Source organism: Tautonia sociabilis (assembly GCF_003977685.1).
Classification (GTDB): Bacteria; Planctomycetota; Planctomycetia; order Isosphaerales; family Isosphaeraceae; genus Tautonia; species Tautonia sociabilis.
In genome coordinates, this window is the sequence record NZ_RYZH01000086.1 from 1 (window position 1) to 16693 (window position 16693).

Below are 16693 nucleotides of genomic sequence, written 5' to 3' on the forward strand. Positions count from 1 at the left end.
GAGGGTGACCGCCTCGGTCCGTTCCCCCTCGACGTCTCCGATCCAGCGGACCTCGACCGTCTCTCCGAGCGGCCCGCCGGCCGGCAGGACGGCCGAGGGACGCGGGTAGTGGCCGACATGCAGCCGGTAGTGGCAATTGCCGTTGCCCTGGTAGGCGCTCTCCCGGACCTGGATGATGTAGCGGCCGTCCTCGGGGGCGATGAGCTGGGCGATCGCGTCCTGGCGGACGAGGCTGGCGTCGTCGCTGCGGGCCAGCTCGAAGCGGTCGGTGTTCAGGATCGCGACATAGGGGTCGAACAGGGTCTTGCCCAGCCGGATCCCCTCGACTTCGGCGGTGATTCGCTGCCCCTTGGTGGCCTCGATGACGAAGTAGTCGTCGTCCTCGTTCTCGGCGACGCCGAGCACCGTCACGCCGAGGGGGATGGCCTGGGGCTGCTCGAAGTCGTTGTTCGGCTCGGCCTCGGCGACCTCGGGATCGGGGCCGACGCTGAAGGTGCGCAGGTGGCTCAGGCCGGTCGCCGTGCGGACGCGGAGGTCGTAGAGACCGAGCCGGGCGTCTGGGGCGATCCGGATCGTCGCCGTGATCGTGTTGTCATCGACCGTGGTGATGCCGAGCGTCTCGATGCCTGGCTGGTACCAGAGGATCTCCTGGGCGTCGCCGAGCCGGGCTCCGGAGAGCGTCAGCTCGAGCTCGGTGCCGCGCTGGCCGCCGGCTGGCAGGACGTTGGCGAGCTGGGGGCTTGATCCCCAGGCGGCCGGGGCCATCAGGAGCGCCAGGGCGACAACGGTGCAGAAGCGGGGGAGGCGCATGGCGATCCTCGCGGGGTCGGCGTCGTTGGCGGGGTGGGGGAGGGGTGAGGCGAGGGTCGGTCGTCCGGATCCATCCGGCTTGAGTGGCGATCGCGGCGGGTGCCGTCCCGACGGGAGTTCGCGATCCTCGATCTCGGCCCGGTTCTCGGCCAGGGAGGGCGAGGCGCCCGGAGCTGGGCCTTGCGAGCGCCGGGGGAAGGGGCTGGTCCGATCGGTTGACCGTCGGGAGGAGGCCGACGGCCCCGGGATCGGCGACGGAGCGGAAGCGGGGACGGGAGGACCGGGAGGGAACCGGTCGGAAGGGAAGGTCGGCCTGAGGGCGGACCTCACCGCCGTCCCGGACCTCGTCCCGGCGATCCGGGCCCGCCGCGCTCGGGGTCGGGCGATCCGCCGAAGCCGGTCGCGCGCGTGGAGCGTCCTGGGCATCCTCGAGTCTCCGGCGAGGGGGAAGCCGGGGGCCGAGGCCCTCCCGAGGAAGGCGCTCCGGGCCCCGGTTCGCTCCTCGCCCGGCCGGGTTCAGGCCAGCAACTCGGTCACGACTCGGCCGCCGTCGACGATCTCGATCGGGCGGTCGCCGGGGGCCATCAGCTCCTTGTCGGCGACGATGCCGAGCTGGTGGTAGACGGTCGTCGCCAGATCCTCGGGGCCGACCGGGTCGCGATCCGGGTCGCTGGCGGTGGCGTTGCTGGCGCCGTGGATGTAGCCGCCCTTGACGCCGCCGCCGGCCAGCACCACGCTGAACACCTTCGGCCAGTGGTCGCGGCCGGCGGTGTTGTTGATCTTCGGCGTCCGACCGAATTCGCTGGAAACCATGACCAGCGTTCGCTCGAGCAGGCCGTTGCGCTCCAGGTCGGTGATCAGCGCGGCGAAGGCCTGGTCGAAGGCGGGCATCAAGCGGCGCATGCCGTTGGCGATCCCGTTGTGCATGTCCCAGCCCCCGTAGGTCAGCGTGACCATCCGGACGCCGGCGGCGACCAGGCGGCGGGCCATGAGCATCCGCTGGCCGGCCTGGTTCATGCCGTACTCGTTGCGGATCGACTCCGGCTCGGCGTTGATGTCGAAGGCCGCTCGGGCGTCGGGGGAGCTGATCAGGCTGTAGGCCCGATCGTAGAAGGTGTCCATCGCCGCCAGCTCGTCGGACTTCTCCCGCTTGCGGAAGTACTCATTGACGGCGTCCAGCGCCGATCGCCGGGTGGCGAACCGGGACTCGTCGACGCCGCCGGGCAGGTCCAGATCCTGCACCCGGAAGCCCTTGCTCGCCGGGTCGCTGCCGAGCGAAAACGGGGAGAAGGCCGAGCTGAGATAGCCGGTGCCGGCGTACTCGTTCGGCATGCTCGGGACGCACACATACGGCGGCAGGTTGTTGCGGGGCCCGTACTCGTGGGCGATGACGCTCCCCATGCTCGGGTACTGCAAGGCCGGGCTGGGCCGATACCCGGTAAACATGTTGTGCGTGCCGCGCTCGTGGGCGGCCTCGCCGTGGGTCATCGAACGGATGACGGTCAGCTTGTCCGCGATCTGGCTGGTCTTGCCCAGGGTCTCGCTGAACGGTTCGCCGGGAATCGTGGTCTGGACCGTGCCCAGCTCCCCCCGGTACTCGATGGGCGCGTAAGGCTTCGGATCGAACGTCTCCTGATGGGCGATCCCGCCCGGCAGGAAGATGTGGATCACTGAGTCGGCCTTCGCCTCGATCGGGCCATAGTCCTTCTGCTCGGCCTTCGCTCGCAGGCGGAAGAGCTCTCCCAGCGTGAGGCCGAAGCCGCAGGCGCCGACGGTCAGGAACCCACGGCGACCGATCGATCGGATCGGGAGAGTCATGCGGACGTCTCCTTACGGGGAAGGGGGAGGAGTCAAGCTCCAGGCCCCTCGCCGTCCGGCGGGGCTTCACTGCCGGTGGGATCGGGAGGGGCGGTTGAGGAGGGTGCTGCGGGCTGTCGTTGGGGGAGTCGACTGCGCGTCGGAAGGATGGACGATCGGGGGAGGATGGTCGGTCGATCGAGGCCCCATTCCGCGGGATTTTTGGCGATCCGTCGCGTCTGAAAATGATTGTTAAACACTCGGGTGCGGTCGAACATACTAGGTGATACGGGATGGATGCAAGAGGCGTTGGAATTTTTTTCGAAGACTGATCGAACCGCTCTCCCCCGGAGGTGCGGCGCTCCCACGGGAGCGGTTCCCGGGCCGAGGGGGGGGGGGACCGCCGCGGGTCCCGAGGGGGATGGACCCTGGAGCCGGAGGGGGCCGGCGGGTAAAGTCGGTCGAGACGGAGGGAGCGGCCGAGTCGGGACCGAGGCGAGGGCGAGCCTCCGGGGGCATCGGCGGGACGTCCAAGGGAGGTCGCGGGGAATGAGGATGCGGATCCGGCCGATTCTCTTGGTCTGGGCGATCGGGGTGATCGGGGGGATGGCGCTTCAAGGGAGAAGCGCCGCCCAGGACGAGAATCCGAACCGCCCGCCGTCCCGAGCGGGGCTGCCTCCCGGGCAGGTCGATGTCCATTCCTGGGGCAACCCGCACCAGATCCGGGTACGGCATGTCTCGCTGCGACTCCGGGTCGATTTCGAGTCGAGGACGATCTCGGGGACGGCGACCCTCGACCTGGATCGGTCCCCCGAGTGTCCCCCCGAGGCCGATCTCTGGCTGGATACTCGCGGACTGGCGATCCGGAGCGTCGTCGCGCCGAGGCCGGGCGGGGAGCCGGTGTCGCTGCCCTTCCGGCTGGAGGTCCCGCAGGTCCCCGAGGAGGAGCGACTCCTCTTCCCGAGTGGAGCGCGATCCGACGGGAGCCCGATCCACGGGACCCCGCTGGTCATCGAATCGATCGGGCAGGCCGAGGGCCGGGTGGCGATCGCCTTCGAGACCTCTCCCGACGCCTCCGCCCTGCAATGGCTGACCCCGGCGCAGACGGCCGGCGGGAGGTCGCCGTTCCTGTTCTCGCAGTCGCAGGCGATCCACGCCCGATCGTGGATCCCCCTTCAGGATTCTCCCGGCGTTCGCGTGACCTACGACGCGATCGTCGAGGTCGCCGGCCCCGGCGTCGCCGGCCTCAAGGCGGTCATGAGCGCCGACGGGAACTTCGGGACCTCGAGAGCCGACGGCCGACGGGCTCCGGAGCCGGAGCCGGGGCGGTTCTCCTTCTCGATGGAGCGACCGATCCCGCCTTACCTGATCGCCCTGGCGGTCGGCGACCTGGAGTTCCGACCGCTGGGGGACCGGGCCGGGGTTTACGCCGAGCCGGCCCTGATCGAGGCCGCCGCCTTCGAGTTCGCCGACACGCCCGCCATGATCGCCACGACCGAGGAGCGGTTCGGCCCCTATCGCTGGGGCCGGTACGACCTGCTCGTCCTGCCGCCGAGCTTCCCCTTTGGCGGCATGGAGAACCCCATGCTCACCTTCGCCACGCCGACGATCCTGGCCGGAGACCGGTCGCTCGTCTCGCTCGTGGCGCACGAGCTGGCCCACTCGTGGTCAGGGAACCTGGTGACCAATGCCACCTGGGACGACTTCTGGCTCAATGAGGGGTTCACCTCGTACCTGGAGCGTCGGATCATCGAGGACGTTTTTGGTGCCGATCGGGCCGAGATGGAGCAGGTGCTCGCCCTCGACGGCCTCCGGGACGAGTTGAGCGAGCTGGACGAGCGGGACCAGGTGCTCCACATCGACCTCTGGGGCCGAGACCCGGACGAGAATGTCACCTCGGTCCCCTACGACAAGGGGGCCCTGTTCCTCCGGGAGCTCGAGCGGGCCTTCGGGAGGGACCGGTTCGACGACTTCCTCCGGGGCTACTTCGACCGCTTCGCCTTCCAGAGCATCACGACCGGGCAGTTCGAGCGTCATCTGGTCGATCACCTGTTCGAGGCCGAGCCCGAGGCCGCTCGGCGGATCGATCTCCGCTCCTGGCTCGACGCTCCCGGCCTGCCTCCGATCGACGAGCCGACGTCCGGGCGCCTCGCCGCCGTCGACCGGCAGGCGAAGGCGTGGCTCGCCGGGGACCTGGAGGCCCGGGAGCTGGACACCAAGGACTGGTCGACGCAGGAATGGCTGCACTTCCTCGGCGCGATGCCGGCCGATCTGCCCGCCTCCCGGGTCGGGGAGCTGGACCGGGCCCTGATGCTCACCCAGCGGGGGAACGCCGAGATCGCCTGCGCCTGGCTCGAGCTGACGATCCGAGCCGGCTACGGCGAGGCCGACGCCCGCCTCGACCGCTTCCTGACGACGATCGGCCGGCGCAAGTTCCTGATGCCGCTCTACAAGGCGATGGTCGATGCCGGGCAGCTCGACCGCGCCCGGACCATCTACGCGATGGCTCGGCCGAAGTACCATCCGATCGCCGTCGAGTCGCTCGACCTGCTGCTCGGTGATCCCGGCGACCGCTGATCGATCGCGATCGGCCTCCCCCGCAACCCCGCCCCGGGTCCTCTCCCATGCCCGAACCGTTCATCCCCGCCACCGTCATCGGGAGCTGGTCGTTCCCCGGCTGGTACGAGGCCTTTGTCGCCGACGTGGCCGCCCGCCCCGACCGCTACGGCCCCGCCGACCGCGAGGAGGCGCTGCGAGACGCGGTCCGGGTGGTGGTGGGGGACCAGCTCGGGGCCGGGCTCGATCGGATCACCGATGGCGAGATGCAGCGGGTCGACTTCAACCTGGGCTTCTACGACGTGCTCGAGGGGATCGAGCCGATCCCCCAAGCCCGACGGTGGGGGGCCCCCGCGCACGATCAGCGGAGCAAGTACCGCTGCGTCTCCCCGCTCTCCGCCCCGAGGGGCCTGGGCACCGTCGACGAGTTCCGCCGCTTCCGGCTCCTGACCGACGCCCCCACCAAGATGCCCGTCCCCGGGCCGTTCACCCTGGCCGGATGCATCGCCGGCGGAGACGTCTACCCGGATCGCCTGAGCGTGGCCGAGGCCCTGGTGCCGATCGTCAACGCCGAGCTGAAGGCGCTGGCCGCCGAGGGGGTCGAGTTCCTCCAGCTCGACGAGCCGAGCTTCGCCTGCCACCCCGACGCTCCCGAGGTCTTCCTCGACATCGTGGCCCGGACCGTCGAAGGAGTGAATGCCTACATTAGCATGCACATGTGTTTCGGCAACTACCGGGCGAGGGCCGTCGGCTGGCGGTCGTACCGGCCCCTGTTTCCCCACGTCGGCCGGGCGAAGGTGAACCAGCTCGCGATGGAGTTCGCCAGCCGGGAGCTGGCGGAGGTCGAGCTGCTGGCCGAGCTTCCCGAGTCGATGGACGTGGCCGTCGGTCTGGTGGACGTGAAGAACTCCTGGGTGGAGCCTCCGGATCTGGTGGCCGATCGGCTGCGGACGGTGCTCCGGCACGTCGACGCCGCCCGGGTGTCGGTGACGCCCGACTGCGGCTTCTCGCAGACGGCCCGGCACGTGGCGACGGCCAAGGCCCGGGCGATGGTCGAGGGCGTCCGGCTCGTCCGGCGGTCGTTGGGACGGGAGGATTGATGATGATCCGGATCCGAGGGAGGCGCGTCGGGAGTCGGTTCGGCCTCCGTTTTGGTCCTCGAGAACGCGGCGCCGAGATCCGATCGAGAGGAGTGCGATGCCCGAACTGATCCAGCCCGTCAAGAAGGGGGCCGAGCTGGCGATCGAGATCCGGGAGACGGTGCCCGAGCCGGGGACGATCGCCGTTTGGTGGCTCGGGCAGAGCGGGTTCGTCTACAAGTCCCGGTTCGGGACGCTGGTGATCGACCCCTATCTCTCCGAATCCCTCACGATCAAGTACGAGGGCACCGACACGCCGCACATCCGGATGACCGAATGCCCGTTGCGGGGGGACGAGGTGCCGGGCGTCGATCTGGTGCTGGCCAGCCACAAGCACACCGATCATCTCGACGCTCGGACCCTCTCGCCGATGCTCGGCGCCAACCCGTCGGCGGAGCTGTGCGTGCCGGAGGCGCTGATCCACCACTCGGAGAAGCTCGGCCTGCCGAGCAAGCGGCTGGTGGGGCTCGACGACGGCTGGGAGTACGAGCGGGCCGGGTTCAAGGTCCGGGCCCTGCCGTCGGCTCATGAGGGGCTGGACAAGGACGCCGCGGGGCTTTGCCTGTATCTCGGCTTCGTGGTCGAGGCCGACGGCGTGCGGTTCTACCACAGCGGGGACTCGGTCGTTTACGATGGCCTGGCCGAGAACCTCGGCCCGGGGCCGTTCGACGCCTTCTTCCTGCCCATCAACGGTTGGGATCCGCGCCGGAGAGTGCCGGGGAACATGTCGGCCGCCGAGGCGGTCGAATTGGCGAACACCTGCCGGCCGAGGTGGCTGGTGCCCCATCACTACGATCTGTTCACGTTCAACACCGTGCCGGTCGCCGAGTTCATTGAGGCGGCCCGGGGGCTTACCGCCGGGGTTGAGCCGGTGGTGCTGCGGTGCGGCCAGCGCTGGGAGATCCGGTCGTGAGCGTCTCGCTGGGGATCGACATCGGCACCTCGGGCACGAAGACCCTGGCCGTCCGGGAGACCGGCGAGATCCTCGCCGGGGCCTCGGCCGAGTACCCGTGCTCCTACCCGAAGCCCGGGTGGTCGGAGCAAGACCCGGAGCTCTGGTGGGAGGCCGTCGTCTCGACCGTCCGCGAGGTGATGGCGAAGGCACAGCTCACGCCGGCCGACGTCTCCGGCATCGGCCTGAGCGGCCAGATGCACGGTTCGGTCTTCCTGGATGAAGCCGGAGCGGTCGTCCGCCCGGCCCTGCTCTGGAACGACCAGCGCACCGGCGAGGAGGTCGAGGAGATCGAGTCGAGGGCCGGCGGCCGAGCGCAGCTCGTCCGGATGGTCGCCAATCGCGCCCTGACCGGCTTCACCGCGCCGAAGCTCCTCTGGGTCCGCCGCCATGAGCCGAAGCACTGGGATCGGGTCCGGAAGGTCCTGCTCCCGAAGGACTACATCCGCTACCGGCTCTCCGGCACCTACGCCACCGAGGTGAGCGACGCCTCTGGCACGCTGCTGCTCGACGTGGCCAACCGGCGCTGGAGCGACGAGCTGCTGGGCAAGCTCGACCTCGACCGCTCGCTCCTGCCCGACTGCTTCGAGAGCCCGGAGGTCTCCGCTCGGGTTTCCGCGATTGGGGCGAAGGCGACCGGCCTGGCCGAGGGGACTCCGATCGTTGGCGGCGGCGGCGATCAGCCGGCCGGCGCGGTCGGCAACGGGATCGTCCGGCCGGGGGCGGTTTCGGCCACGATGGGGACCTCGGGAGTGGTCTTCGCCCACCTGGATCGGGTTGGCTTCGACCCTGAAGGGAGGCTCCAGCGCTTCTGCCACGCCGTGCCGGGCGACTACTGCGCCTTTGGCGTCGTCCTGGCCGCCGGCGGCAGCATGCAGTGGTTCCGCAACGAGCTGGGCCAGGCCGAGGTGATCGCGGCGAAGGAGCAGGGGGTCGACCCGTACTTCCTGCTCACCGACGAGGCCGCCACCGTCGGCCCCGGGGCCGAGGGGCTCTTCTTCCTGCCCTACCTGACCGGCGAGCGCACCCCCCACTTCGACCCGCTCGCCCGGGGGGGCTGGATCGGGCTGACCGTCCGGCACGGGAGGGCGCACCTGATCCGATCGGTGATGGAGGGGGCGGCCTTCGCCATGCGGGACTGTCTGGAGCTGATCCGGGAGATGGGCGCTCCGGTCAACCAGATCCGCCTCTCCGGAGGCGGCGCCCGCAACCCGCTCTGGAGGCAAATCCAGGCCGACATCTACGGGCAGGACGCCTGCACGATCAACGCGAGCGAGGGGCCCGCCTTCGGCGTCGCGCTGCTGGCGCTGGTCGGGACCGGCGCCTTCGGCTCGGTCGCCGAGGCCTGCGACGCGACGATTTCGATCGCCGAGACGATTGCCGTCGATCCCCCGGCGAAGGCGTACTACGAGTCGGCCTACGCGATCTACCGAGGACTCTACGGCGACCTCCGGGAGCGATTCGCCCAGATGGCCGGGCTCGTCGGCGGCGGCTGACCCCGAGATCGACCGCCCGCCCGTCCGACCCGGAGCCCTCCGATGCCCCGACGCCGAGCGACCTCCCCGCCGAAGCCCCGGCCTCAGGCCGCTCCCGGCCCCGAGCCCAGCCCTCCCCGAGAGGAGTCCCGCCCGATCCTCACGCGCCCCCGGCTCATCGTGCTCGTGGCGGCGCTGCTGGGGATTCAGTGGTCGCTGGCCGTGCTCAGCCTGCTCCGGGAGAATCCCACCGTCGACGAGGTCGTCCACCTGCCGGCCGGCGTCAGCTACTGGCAAACCGGCTCGTTCCGGCTCTACCCGCACAATCCCCCGCTGGTGAAGCTGCTGACCGCCCTGCCGGTCCTCGCCGCCGATCCCGAAACCGCCCCGCTGTACCGGGACCCGAAGTGGGGCTGGGCCGAGGCGAACAAGACCGCCTTCGCCCACGGCTTCATGCTGCTCAACGCCCCTCGGCTGTTCGAGCTGATGGCGCCGGCCCGCCTCATCATCCCGACGTTCGCCCTGATCGGCGGCCTGGTCGTCTTCGACTGGTCCCGTCGCCTCTGGGGGGCCTGGGGAGGGCTGCTCAGCCTGACGCTCTGGGCCTTCTGCCCGAATATCCTCGCCCACTGCCGGTTGATCACCACCGACGCCGCGGCCACGGCGATCGGAGTCGCCGCGACCTATGCCTTCTGGAACTATCTGAAGCGACCGAGCTGGTCCCGGGTGGCGATCGCCGGCCTGTTGCTCGGGATCGGCCAGCTCACGAAGTTCAGCCTGCTGCTGCTCTACGGGCTCTGGCCGGCGCTCTGGCTGATCCGGGAGCTAACCGAGGGCGGCCCGACCGGCCGGCTCGGGCGCGTCGCCCGATCGGCCGCGCAGGGGATGGCGATGCTCGCCCTCAGCGTCCTGGTCATCAATCTCGGCTACGGCTTCAAGGGGGTCGGCAAGCCGCTCGGCGACTTCCCGTTCACCTGCGATACCCTGACCGACGATCGGGAACGCCCCCTGGTCGCCCCTCGGGAGCGGCCCGACCAGCTCCAGCCGGAACTGAAGGCGGGCGTGCTCCAGTATCGCGTCAATCGCTTCCGAGACACCCCGCTGGCCCGCCTTCCCGCACCGCTGCCGGAGGCCTACCTGCTCGGCTTCGACGACCAGAAGCTGGAGGCCGAGGGGGTCCCCAAGCGGGCGATGCTCTTCGCCGACGACCCGAGGGCGAGCCAATTCCCCCCCGAGGCGCTCTCCGGCTACCCGGTCTTCCTCGACGGCAAGCAGAGCGACGAGAGCTGGTGGTATTACTACCTGATGACGCTTGTTTACAAGGTTCCCGAGGGGACCTGGGCGCTGGTGCTCCTGGCCCTGGCCGTCCTCCCGATCTCCCGCCGGGCCCGATCGTCGGCGGTCGACGAGGCGGCCCTCTGGATCGTCCCGGCGGTCGTCGTGCTGGTGATGAGCTTCGGGACAAACATCGCCATCGGCCTGCGCTATGTGCTTGGCGTCTTCCCTTACGTCTTCATCGCCGTCGGCCGGCTGGCGCCGTGGGCGGCAGGGCTCTCGGGGAGGGCGAGGACGGCGGGGAAGGCCGTGGTGGTGGGGAGCCTTGCCGTCTCGGTGGCCGCCGCGTTGCTGATCCACCCCCACTATCTCGCCTACTTCAACTGGGCCTCCGGCGGGGCGAAACGCGGGTCGGAGCACCTGATCGACAGCAACCTCGACTGGGGCCAGGACCTCGTCGGCCTGAAGCGATGGCTCGACGAGCACGCCCCCGGGGAACGGGTCGGCATCGCCTACTTCGGGCAGATCAGCCCCGGGGTGTTCAACCTGCGCGGAGAGCCGCTCGATTGGTTCCTCCCGCCGGCTCGGCCCGGGGGCTGGAAGCCTGGCCTCGAGCCGCCGAGGGTTCTCCAGCGCGGCGGGGAGGCCCCCCCTGCCCCGGGGCTGTACGCCGTCAGCGCCTCGCTGCTGCGGGGGCTCCCCTGGCGCGTCTATGACAGCTTCCTCGCCGAGATCGAGCCGAGATACGCGTTCATCCCCCTCCAGGCCCAGTGGAACGCCTTCAGCTACTTCCAGCGGCTGGAGCCGATCGACCAGGTCGGCTACTCGATCTTCCTCTATCGGATCGACGAGGAAGACGCCGCCCGGCTGGCCCCGATCTGGGAAGCGGCGCCGGTCGCTCCGGGGGTGCCGCCGAGCGGGGCGGAGGACGACTGAAGGTGCTTGCGTCCGCCGATCCCGGGGTTTACAACCAAAGGCCCGATCCGCCATCGATCTTGCGAGGCGCCACCGACCGTCCGAGGGCCCGCGGCGGGCAATTCCCCTGTGCGCGCCGGCCCAAGCTGGAGACCGCGACCGCCATGAGCGACCAGAATATCGACTCCCGGGCCCGCAAGGCGCTCGACGACGGGGAGGGCATCCTTCGCCTCGCCCCGACCTGGGTCCCCCGCTCCTTTCTCATGCCCGGCGGACGTCTGAAGCTCGCCCGCCAGGATCTCTACGCCCTGGGCACCCACCGCGGCGGCATCGACGAGCGCTGGTTCGCCTCAACCCCCCCCGCCGCCAACGAGGGGGCCCCTCCCGACGAGGGCCTCTCCTACGTCGTCACCGAAGGCGGCGACCGCTTCACCCTCCGAGACGCCATCGCCGCCCACGGCGCCGAGATGATCGGCCAGGAGATCTGGGACACCTACAAGAAGTGGCCCGTTTACTCCAAGTTCTTCGACAACCTCGGGCCGATCCCCCACCACATGCACCAGAACGCCGAGCAGGCCAAGAAGCTCGGCCTCGAGGGGAAGCCGGAGAGCTACTACTTCCCCCCCCAGCACAACTGGACCGGCAACAACTTCCCCTACACCTTCATGGGCCTGGAACCAGGCACCACGAAGGAGGACGTCCGCCGCTGCCTGGAGCGCTGGAACCAGGGAGATAACGGCATCCTCGACTACTCCCGGGCCTACCGCCTCAAGCCCGGCACCGGCTGGCTCATCCCCCCGTGCGTGCTGCACGCCCCCGGCTCGCTGGTGACCTACGAGCCGCAGTGGGGCTCCGACGTCTTCGGTATGTATCAGTCGATGGTCGAGGGCCGCCGCGTCCCCTGGGAGCTGCTGGTCAAGGACGTCCCTCCCGAGTACCACCAGGACCTCGACTACCTCGTCGACCAGCTCGACTGGGAGCAGAACGTCGACGAGCACTTCAAGGACAATCACTACCTCGAGCCCGTCGTCCGATCCGGCGGCGAGGGACGCGGCTACGTCGACCGGTGGGTCGTCTACGGTACGATCAACGGCCAGCAGCTCTTCAGCGCCTGCGAGCTGACCGTCATGCCCGGCTACTCCACCAAGATCGTCGACCCCGGCGCCTCGGGCCTGATCGTCACCCAGGGCTCCGGCACCATTGGCTCCCTGGAGGTCGATTCCCCGGTCTACATCCGCTTCGGCGAGGTGACCAAGGACGAGGTCTTCATCACCGCCAAGGCCGCCGCCGCTGGCGTCACCTTCACGAACACCGGCAGCGAGCCGTTCGTCAGCCTCCGCTACTTCGGCCCGAACGTCCACAAGGACCTGCCGAAGGTGGGGGCGCACAAGACGAGCTGATCCCCCGCCCTCCCGGCCCGGAGCATCGCCGATGGACGGTCCTCAACCGCCCGAGATCGAGGAAATCCTCGCCGAGCTGAACGAGGACGCCCGAAAGCGGCTCATCGAGGAGCGGATTCTCGGCGATCGCCTGCTCCGGGCCGCTCGAAGCCACCAGGAGCCGTTTCGGCCGGGAAACTCCGTGTTGGCGGGACTGGCGGCGATCGCCTTGGGACTTGGGAGCGCAGCCGCGTTCGCCGTCTCCTCCCAGCTCATCCGAGCGGAGGACGACGCCGCCGGGAAGCTCTCGGTCCTGGGGATCGCCGTGGGCCTTGCCGCCGCGATCACCGCGATCGCATCGGCCGCAAGCCCCAAGGGAGCCATCGCCCGGCGGTGGCCCCGGCGGCATCACCTTTACGCACTCACGGATCGTCGCGTGATCATGCGGAGCCCGACCTGGGACAAACGGAGCATTGAGCTCCGGACGATCGACCTGGATCGGGTCGTGGGCATCCACCGGATCGAGGATTCCGACGGCCTGGGGGCCGTCCGCGTCCAGGTCGGGGCCCCCCCAGGATCGCGGACCTCGCGCTCGGCACGGCCGAGAACCTGGAATCGCATCGCCTCGAGACGATTCCCGAACCCCGTCGTGTCGAACTGCTGCTCCGCCAGACGGTCGAGGCGGCCAGGGCGGCCCCGCCACCCTCGCCGACGACCGGTCGGATCGCTTAGGGTGGGCGTCGCCCACCGGGACCCTTGGGGACGGGCGCGACCCGCCCGACGAAGGACCTCGCCATGAGCAACGGCCACTCGAACACCGCTCCGAAGCTTCACAACGCCGCCTGGCCTGGCGTCGTCGGCAAGGGCGGCGAGGGGAACGACCCGCCGATCGACCTCGACACCATGCTCGACCTGACCGCCTCGGCCGAGGTCGACGGGATCACGTTCGACGGCGTCGACCTGTTTCTCTTCGCCCCCCACGTCGACATCGACGCCAGCGACGACGACCTGAAGGCGCTGGCCGACAAGGTCCGTTCGCGCGGGCTCGTCATCGGTTCGGTCGTCGCCCCCGTCTGGCCGCCGACCGGCGGCGGGCCTGCCAACGACCCCGGCGAGGGACGCGAGAAGTTCCTCACACAAGTGCGCAAGGCTTGCCGCATCGCCAGCAAGCTCAAGGAACTCGGCATCCGTCCCTACGGCGTGGTGCGGATCGACTCCGCCTGCTCTCCGGCCGACTGGGCCAACGACCCGGAGAACAGCCAGAAGCAGATCGCCGAAACCTTCAAGCAGGCCGCCGCCATCGCCCGAGATCACGGCGAGCGCCTCGCCGCCGAGGGAGAGATCTGCTGGGGAGGCATGCACTCCTGGAAGAAGATGGTCGACCTCCTGGAGCGCGTCGGCGAGCCCGACACCGTCGGCTTCCAGGCCGATATGGCCCACACCCTCCTCTATACCCTCGGCGAGAACGCCCCCGAGGACCGCATCCTTCCCAAGGACTTCTCCTGGGGAGACAAGGAGGCGCTGGACGCCGCCCTCCGGACGCTGACCGACGCCTTGCGCCCCTGGACAATCGACTTCCACGTCGCTCAGAACGACGCCACGGTCTTCGGCTCCGGCTCTCACGACCACACCGGCCGCCACTGCCTGCCGAACGACCCGAACGGCAAGCTCGACATCCCGTATCACGCCGGCTTCTGGCTACGGGACGGCACCGGGAACCTCACCCGAAAGTTCGAGCATATCTGCTGGGACGGCTGCATGTTCCCCAACTCCGTGATGATGCAGCCGCAGACCTGGAATGACATCCTCGCCCAGATGATCGCCGTCCGCGACCAACACGGCTGGGTTTCTTGAATCGATTCGGATGGGTCGATCTCGTCGGGTCCGCCCGGCGGACCTCCTCCCTGGACACGCGACGGTCCGCGGCGCGGCGGACCCGACGCTGATCTCGAGGTGAACCAAACCATGCCCGCCACCAAAGACCTCCGCATCGGCATCATCGGCTACGGCTTCATGGGCCGGACCCATTCGAACGCCTACAAGCAGGTCCCTCAGTTCTTCGACCCCCCCCTGCGCCCGGTGCTCAAGGCCGTTTGCGGCCGGGACGAGGCCAACGCGAAGGCCTTCGCCGAGCGCTGGGGCTACGAGTCGATCGAGACCGACTGGCGCAAGCTCGTCGCCCGCGATGACATCGACGCCATCGACATCTGCACCCCCAACAACACCCACGCCGAGATCGCCATCGCCGCCGCCGAGGCCGGCAAGATGGTCCTCTGCGAAAAGCCGCTGGCCATGGACCTGAAGCAGGGCCAGCAGATGGTCGACGCCATCGAGAAGGCCGGCGTGCCGAACACCGTCTGGTACAACTACCGCCGCGTTCCGGCCGTGACGCTCGCCAAGCAACTGATCGACGAGGGCCGGCTCGGGAAGATCTTCCACTACCGCGCCAACTTCCTCCAGGACTGGACCATCTCCGCCGACCTCCCCCAGGGCGGCGCCGCCCTCTGGCGCCTCGATGCCGCCGCCGCCGGCTCGGGAGTCACCGGCGACCTGCTCGCCCACTGCATCGACACGGCGCTGTGGCTCAACGGCAAGATCCATGACGTCTGCGCGATGACCGAGACGTTCATCAAGGAGCGCAAGCACAACCTCACCGGAAAGGTCGAAAAGGTCGGCATCGACGACGCCTGCGCCTTCCTCTGCCACTTCGAGAACGGCTCGCTCGGCCTCTTCGAGTCAACCCGCTACGCCCGAGGCCACAAGGCGCTCTACACCCTGGAGATCAACGGCGAGCACGCCTCGATCCGCTGGAACCTCCACGACCTGCACCGCCTGGAGTACTTCGACCACCGTGACGACTCGATCGTCCGCGGCTGGCGCTCCGTCCACGTCACCGACGGCGACATGCCCTACATGAAGCACTGGTGGGTTCCCGGCCTCCAGATCGGGTATGAGCACACCTTCATTCACCAGTTCGCCGACTTCCTGACCGCCGCCGCCGAGGGCAAGCCCTGCCCGCCGACCTTCCGCGACGCCCTGGCCACGCAGGCCGTCTGCGACGCCGTCCTCGACTCGGCCGAGCAGAAGAAGTGGGAAGACGTCGTCCCCGTCTGACCCGACGGCCTGCCTCCGAACGCCCCGCACCCCGTCCGAGGTTTCCCAGCGCCAGACCCGAGGGACCGACCGCGATGAAGATCGGCATGAACCTGCTGCTCTGGACCGACACGATCCGGCCCGAGCACGACCCAATTCTGGAGCAGCTCAAGGCGATCGGCTTCGACAGCGTCGAGCTGCCCATCTTCGATGGGAGCGACACCGCGCCGTACGAGCGGCTCGGCAAGCGGCTCCGGGAGCTGGGGCTCGCGGCGACGGCCGTCACCGTGATGGCTCCGCAGGCCAACCCCATCTCCCCCGATGCCTCGGTCCGCAAGGCGGCGGTCGAGCACCTCGACGGGGTGCTCGCCTGCTGCGCCGCCGCCGGCGCGGAGGTGCTCTGCGGGCCGATCCACTCGGCCCTCGGGCAGTTCTCCGGGGCGGCGCCGACCGACGAGGAGTTCAAGCTCGGCGTCGACACCCTCCAGCGCGTCGCCGAGAAGGCGAAGGGACACGGCGTTCTGCTCGCCTGTGAATACCTCAATCGGTTCGAGAACTACTTCCTCACCACCGCCGAGCAGACCGCCCGCTTCGTCGACGCCGTCGGCCACCCGTCGTGCACGATGATGTACGACAGCTTCCACGCCCATATCGAGGAGAAGTCCCAGAAGGCGGCCATCGTCTCCTGCGGCGATCGGATCACGCACGTCCACGTCTCGGAGAACGACCGAGGGACCCCCGGCACCGGCCAGGTCCACTGGGACGAGTACTTCGAGGGGCTCCGCGCGATCGGGTTCGACGGATCGTACACGATCGAGGCCTTCGGCCGGGCCCTGCCGGCGCTGGCCGCGGCGACCCGGGTCTGGCGCGACCTCTTCCCCGACCCGATGGGGCTCTGCCGAGACGGGTTCGCGTTCATCAAACAACGCACCGGCCGCTGATCTTGCAGGGCTTCGGCCTCCCGCCGAGTCGACCGTCTTCGAGGTGATCCACGATCGAGGGACGTTCGTTCTGAGGTTTCGTGTCGAAGGTGGAGACTACGAACACCTGGACCCCGGCCTCGGCCAGCGGGCCAGCGATCGCTGCGAGCGCTCCTGTCAGTTCGATCGGCAACGGCCCTTGGACCAGGAGCAGCCACCAGCCTCGCTCGGCCCGGACGCTGGGGGAGACGGAGCGTATCCGTCCGGTGAAGACCATCCTTGACGCCCGCGCGGCCCGAGCGCAGGGCGGCCCTGGCCGTCAGCCGGCGGCCAGGATGCGGCGGACCGACGTCCGGCCGATCCCCAGTCGCCGCGCGATCTC

The 16693-nt window shown here is 69.5% G+C and carries 11 protein-coding genes and 1 pseudogene; 9 read left to right on the forward strand and 3 right to left on the reverse strand.

Features of this window, described 5'->3' with window-relative positions:
• Window positions 1-810 (reverse strand): annotated as a pseudogene (locus tag TsocGM_RS24640) (PPC domain-containing protein); the annotation flags it as partial.
• Window positions 811-1326: 516 nt separating this feature from the next.
• Complete coding sequence (locus tag TsocGM_RS24645) at window positions 1327-2628, reverse strand: DUF1501 domain-containing protein (RefSeq protein WP_126728125.1); 1302 nt, start codon at window positions 2626-2628, stop codon at window positions 1327-1329.
• Between the two features lie 528 nt (window positions 2629-3156).
• On the opposite strand from TsocGM_RS24645, the gene TsocGM_RS24650 reads away from it, so the two are divergent.
• The 9 genes from TsocGM_RS24650 (at window position 3157) to TsocGM_RS24690 (ending at window position 16332) form a co-directional block, all read left to right on the forward strand.
• On the forward strand, window positions 3157-5184 hold the full coding sequence (locus tag TsocGM_RS24650; RefSeq protein WP_233579176.1) for a M1 family metallopeptidase: 2028 nt from the start codon (window positions 3157-3159) through the stop codon (window positions 5182-5184).
• A gap of 47 nt (window positions 5185-5231) precedes the next feature.
• The gene (locus tag TsocGM_RS24655; RefSeq protein WP_126728126.1) at window positions 5232-6263 is read left to right on the forward strand and encodes a methionine synthase; all 1032 of its coding nucleotides are present in this window, start codon (window positions 5232-5234) and stop codon (window positions 6261-6263) included.
• Window positions 6264-6360: 97 nt separating this feature from the next.
• Window positions 6361-7215 carry an MBL fold metallo-hydrolase gene (locus tag TsocGM_RS24660; protein WP_233579178.1) on the forward strand — a complete coding sequence of 285 codons (855 nt, stop codon included), beginning with the start codon at window positions 6361-6363 and terminating at the stop codon, window positions 7213-7215.
• Window positions 7212-8750: a xylulokinase gene (xylB, locus tag TsocGM_RS24665; RefSeq protein ID WP_126728127.1), complete on the forward strand. Its 1539-nt coding sequence runs from the start codon at window positions 7212-7214 to the stop codon at window positions 8748-8750. Before TsocGM_RS24660 ends, xylB begins: the two co-directional genes overlap by 4 nt.
• Window positions 8751-8792: 42 nt before the next feature.
• On the forward strand, window positions 8793-10940 hold the full coding sequence (locus TsocGM_RS24670) for an ArnT family glycosyltransferase (protein WP_126728128.1): 2148 nt from the start codon (window positions 8793-8795) through the stop codon (window positions 10938-10940).
• Between the two features lie 143 nt (window positions 10941-11083).
• Window positions 11084-12319, forward strand: coding sequence for a cupin domain-containing protein (locus TsocGM_RS24675; protein WP_126728129.1), 1236 nt, complete (start codon window positions 11084-11086; stop codon window positions 12317-12319).
• Between the two features lie 774 nt (window positions 12320-13093).
• A complete protein-coding gene (locus TsocGM_RS24680; protein ID WP_126728130.1) occupies window positions 13094-14152 on the forward strand; it encodes a sugar phosphate isomerase/epimerase family protein in 1059 nt (352 codons plus the stop codon).
• 111 nt (window positions 14153-14263) lie between these two features.
• On the forward strand, window positions 14264-15412 hold the full coding sequence (locus TsocGM_RS24685) for a Gfo/Idh/MocA family protein (RefSeq protein WP_126728131.1): 1149 nt from the start codon (window positions 14264-14266) through the stop codon (window positions 15410-15412).
• A 74-nt stretch (window positions 15413-15486) separates the two neighbouring features.
• Window positions 15487-16332, forward strand: a complete 846-nt coding sequence (locus tag TsocGM_RS24690; protein ID WP_126728132.1) for a sugar phosphate isomerase/epimerase family protein — start codon at window positions 15487-15489, stop codon at window positions 16330-16332.
• Here TsocGM_RS24690 and TsocGM_RS28050 read toward each other — a convergent pair.
• A complete protein-coding gene (locus TsocGM_RS28050) occupies window positions 16310-16588 on the reverse strand; it encodes an ACT domain-containing protein (protein WP_126728133.1) in 279 nt (92 codons plus the stop codon). The two genes, TsocGM_RS24690 and TsocGM_RS28050, sit on opposite strands and share 23 nt — an antisense overlap.
• Window positions 16589-16693: the final 105 nt, after the last annotated feature.

What these genes read in the sequence shown, in the direction of transcription:
- TsocGM_RS24650 (WP_233579176.1), top strand. Translation starts at nt 3,157, where the DNA reads ATGAGGATGCGGATCCGGCCGATTCTCTTGGTCTGGGCGATCGGGGTG.
- TsocGM_RS24680 (WP_126728130.1), top strand. Translation starts at nt 13,094, where the DNA reads ATGAGCAACGGCCACTCGAACACCGCTCCGAAGCTTCACAACGCCGCC.
- TsocGM_RS28050 (WP_126728133.1), bottom strand. Translation starts at nt 16,588, where the DNA reads ATGGTCTTCACCGGACGGATACGCTCCGTCTCCCCCAGCGTCCGGGCC.
- TsocGM_RS24685 (WP_126728131.1), top strand. Translation starts at nt 14,264, where the DNA reads ATGCCCGCCACCAAAGACCTCCGCATCGGCATCATCGGCTACGGCTTC.
- TsocGM_RS24660 (WP_233579178.1), top strand. Translation starts at nt 6,361, where the DNA reads ATGCCCGAACTGATCCAGCCCGTCAAGAAGGGGGCCGAGCTGGCGATC.
- TsocGM_RS24690 (WP_126728132.1), top strand. Translation starts at nt 15,487, where the DNA reads ATGAAGATCGGCATGAACCTGCTGCTCTGGACCGACACGATCCGGCCC.
- TsocGM_RS24655 (WP_126728126.1), top strand. Translation starts at nt 5,232, where the DNA reads ATGCCCGAACCGTTCATCCCCGCCACCGTCATCGGGAGCTGGTCGTTC.
- TsocGM_RS24645 (WP_126728125.1), bottom strand. Translation starts at nt 2,628, where the DNA reads ATGACTCTCCCGATCCGATCGATCGGTCGCCGTGGGTTCCTGACCGTC.
- TsocGM_RS24675 (WP_126728129.1), top strand. Translation starts at nt 11,084, where the DNA reads ATGAGCGACCAGAATATCGACTCCCGGGCCCGCAAGGCGCTCGACGAC.
- TsocGM_RS24670 (WP_126728128.1), top strand. Translation starts at nt 8,793, where the DNA reads ATGCCCCGACGCCGAGCGACCTCCCCGCCGAAGCCCCGGCCTCAGGCC.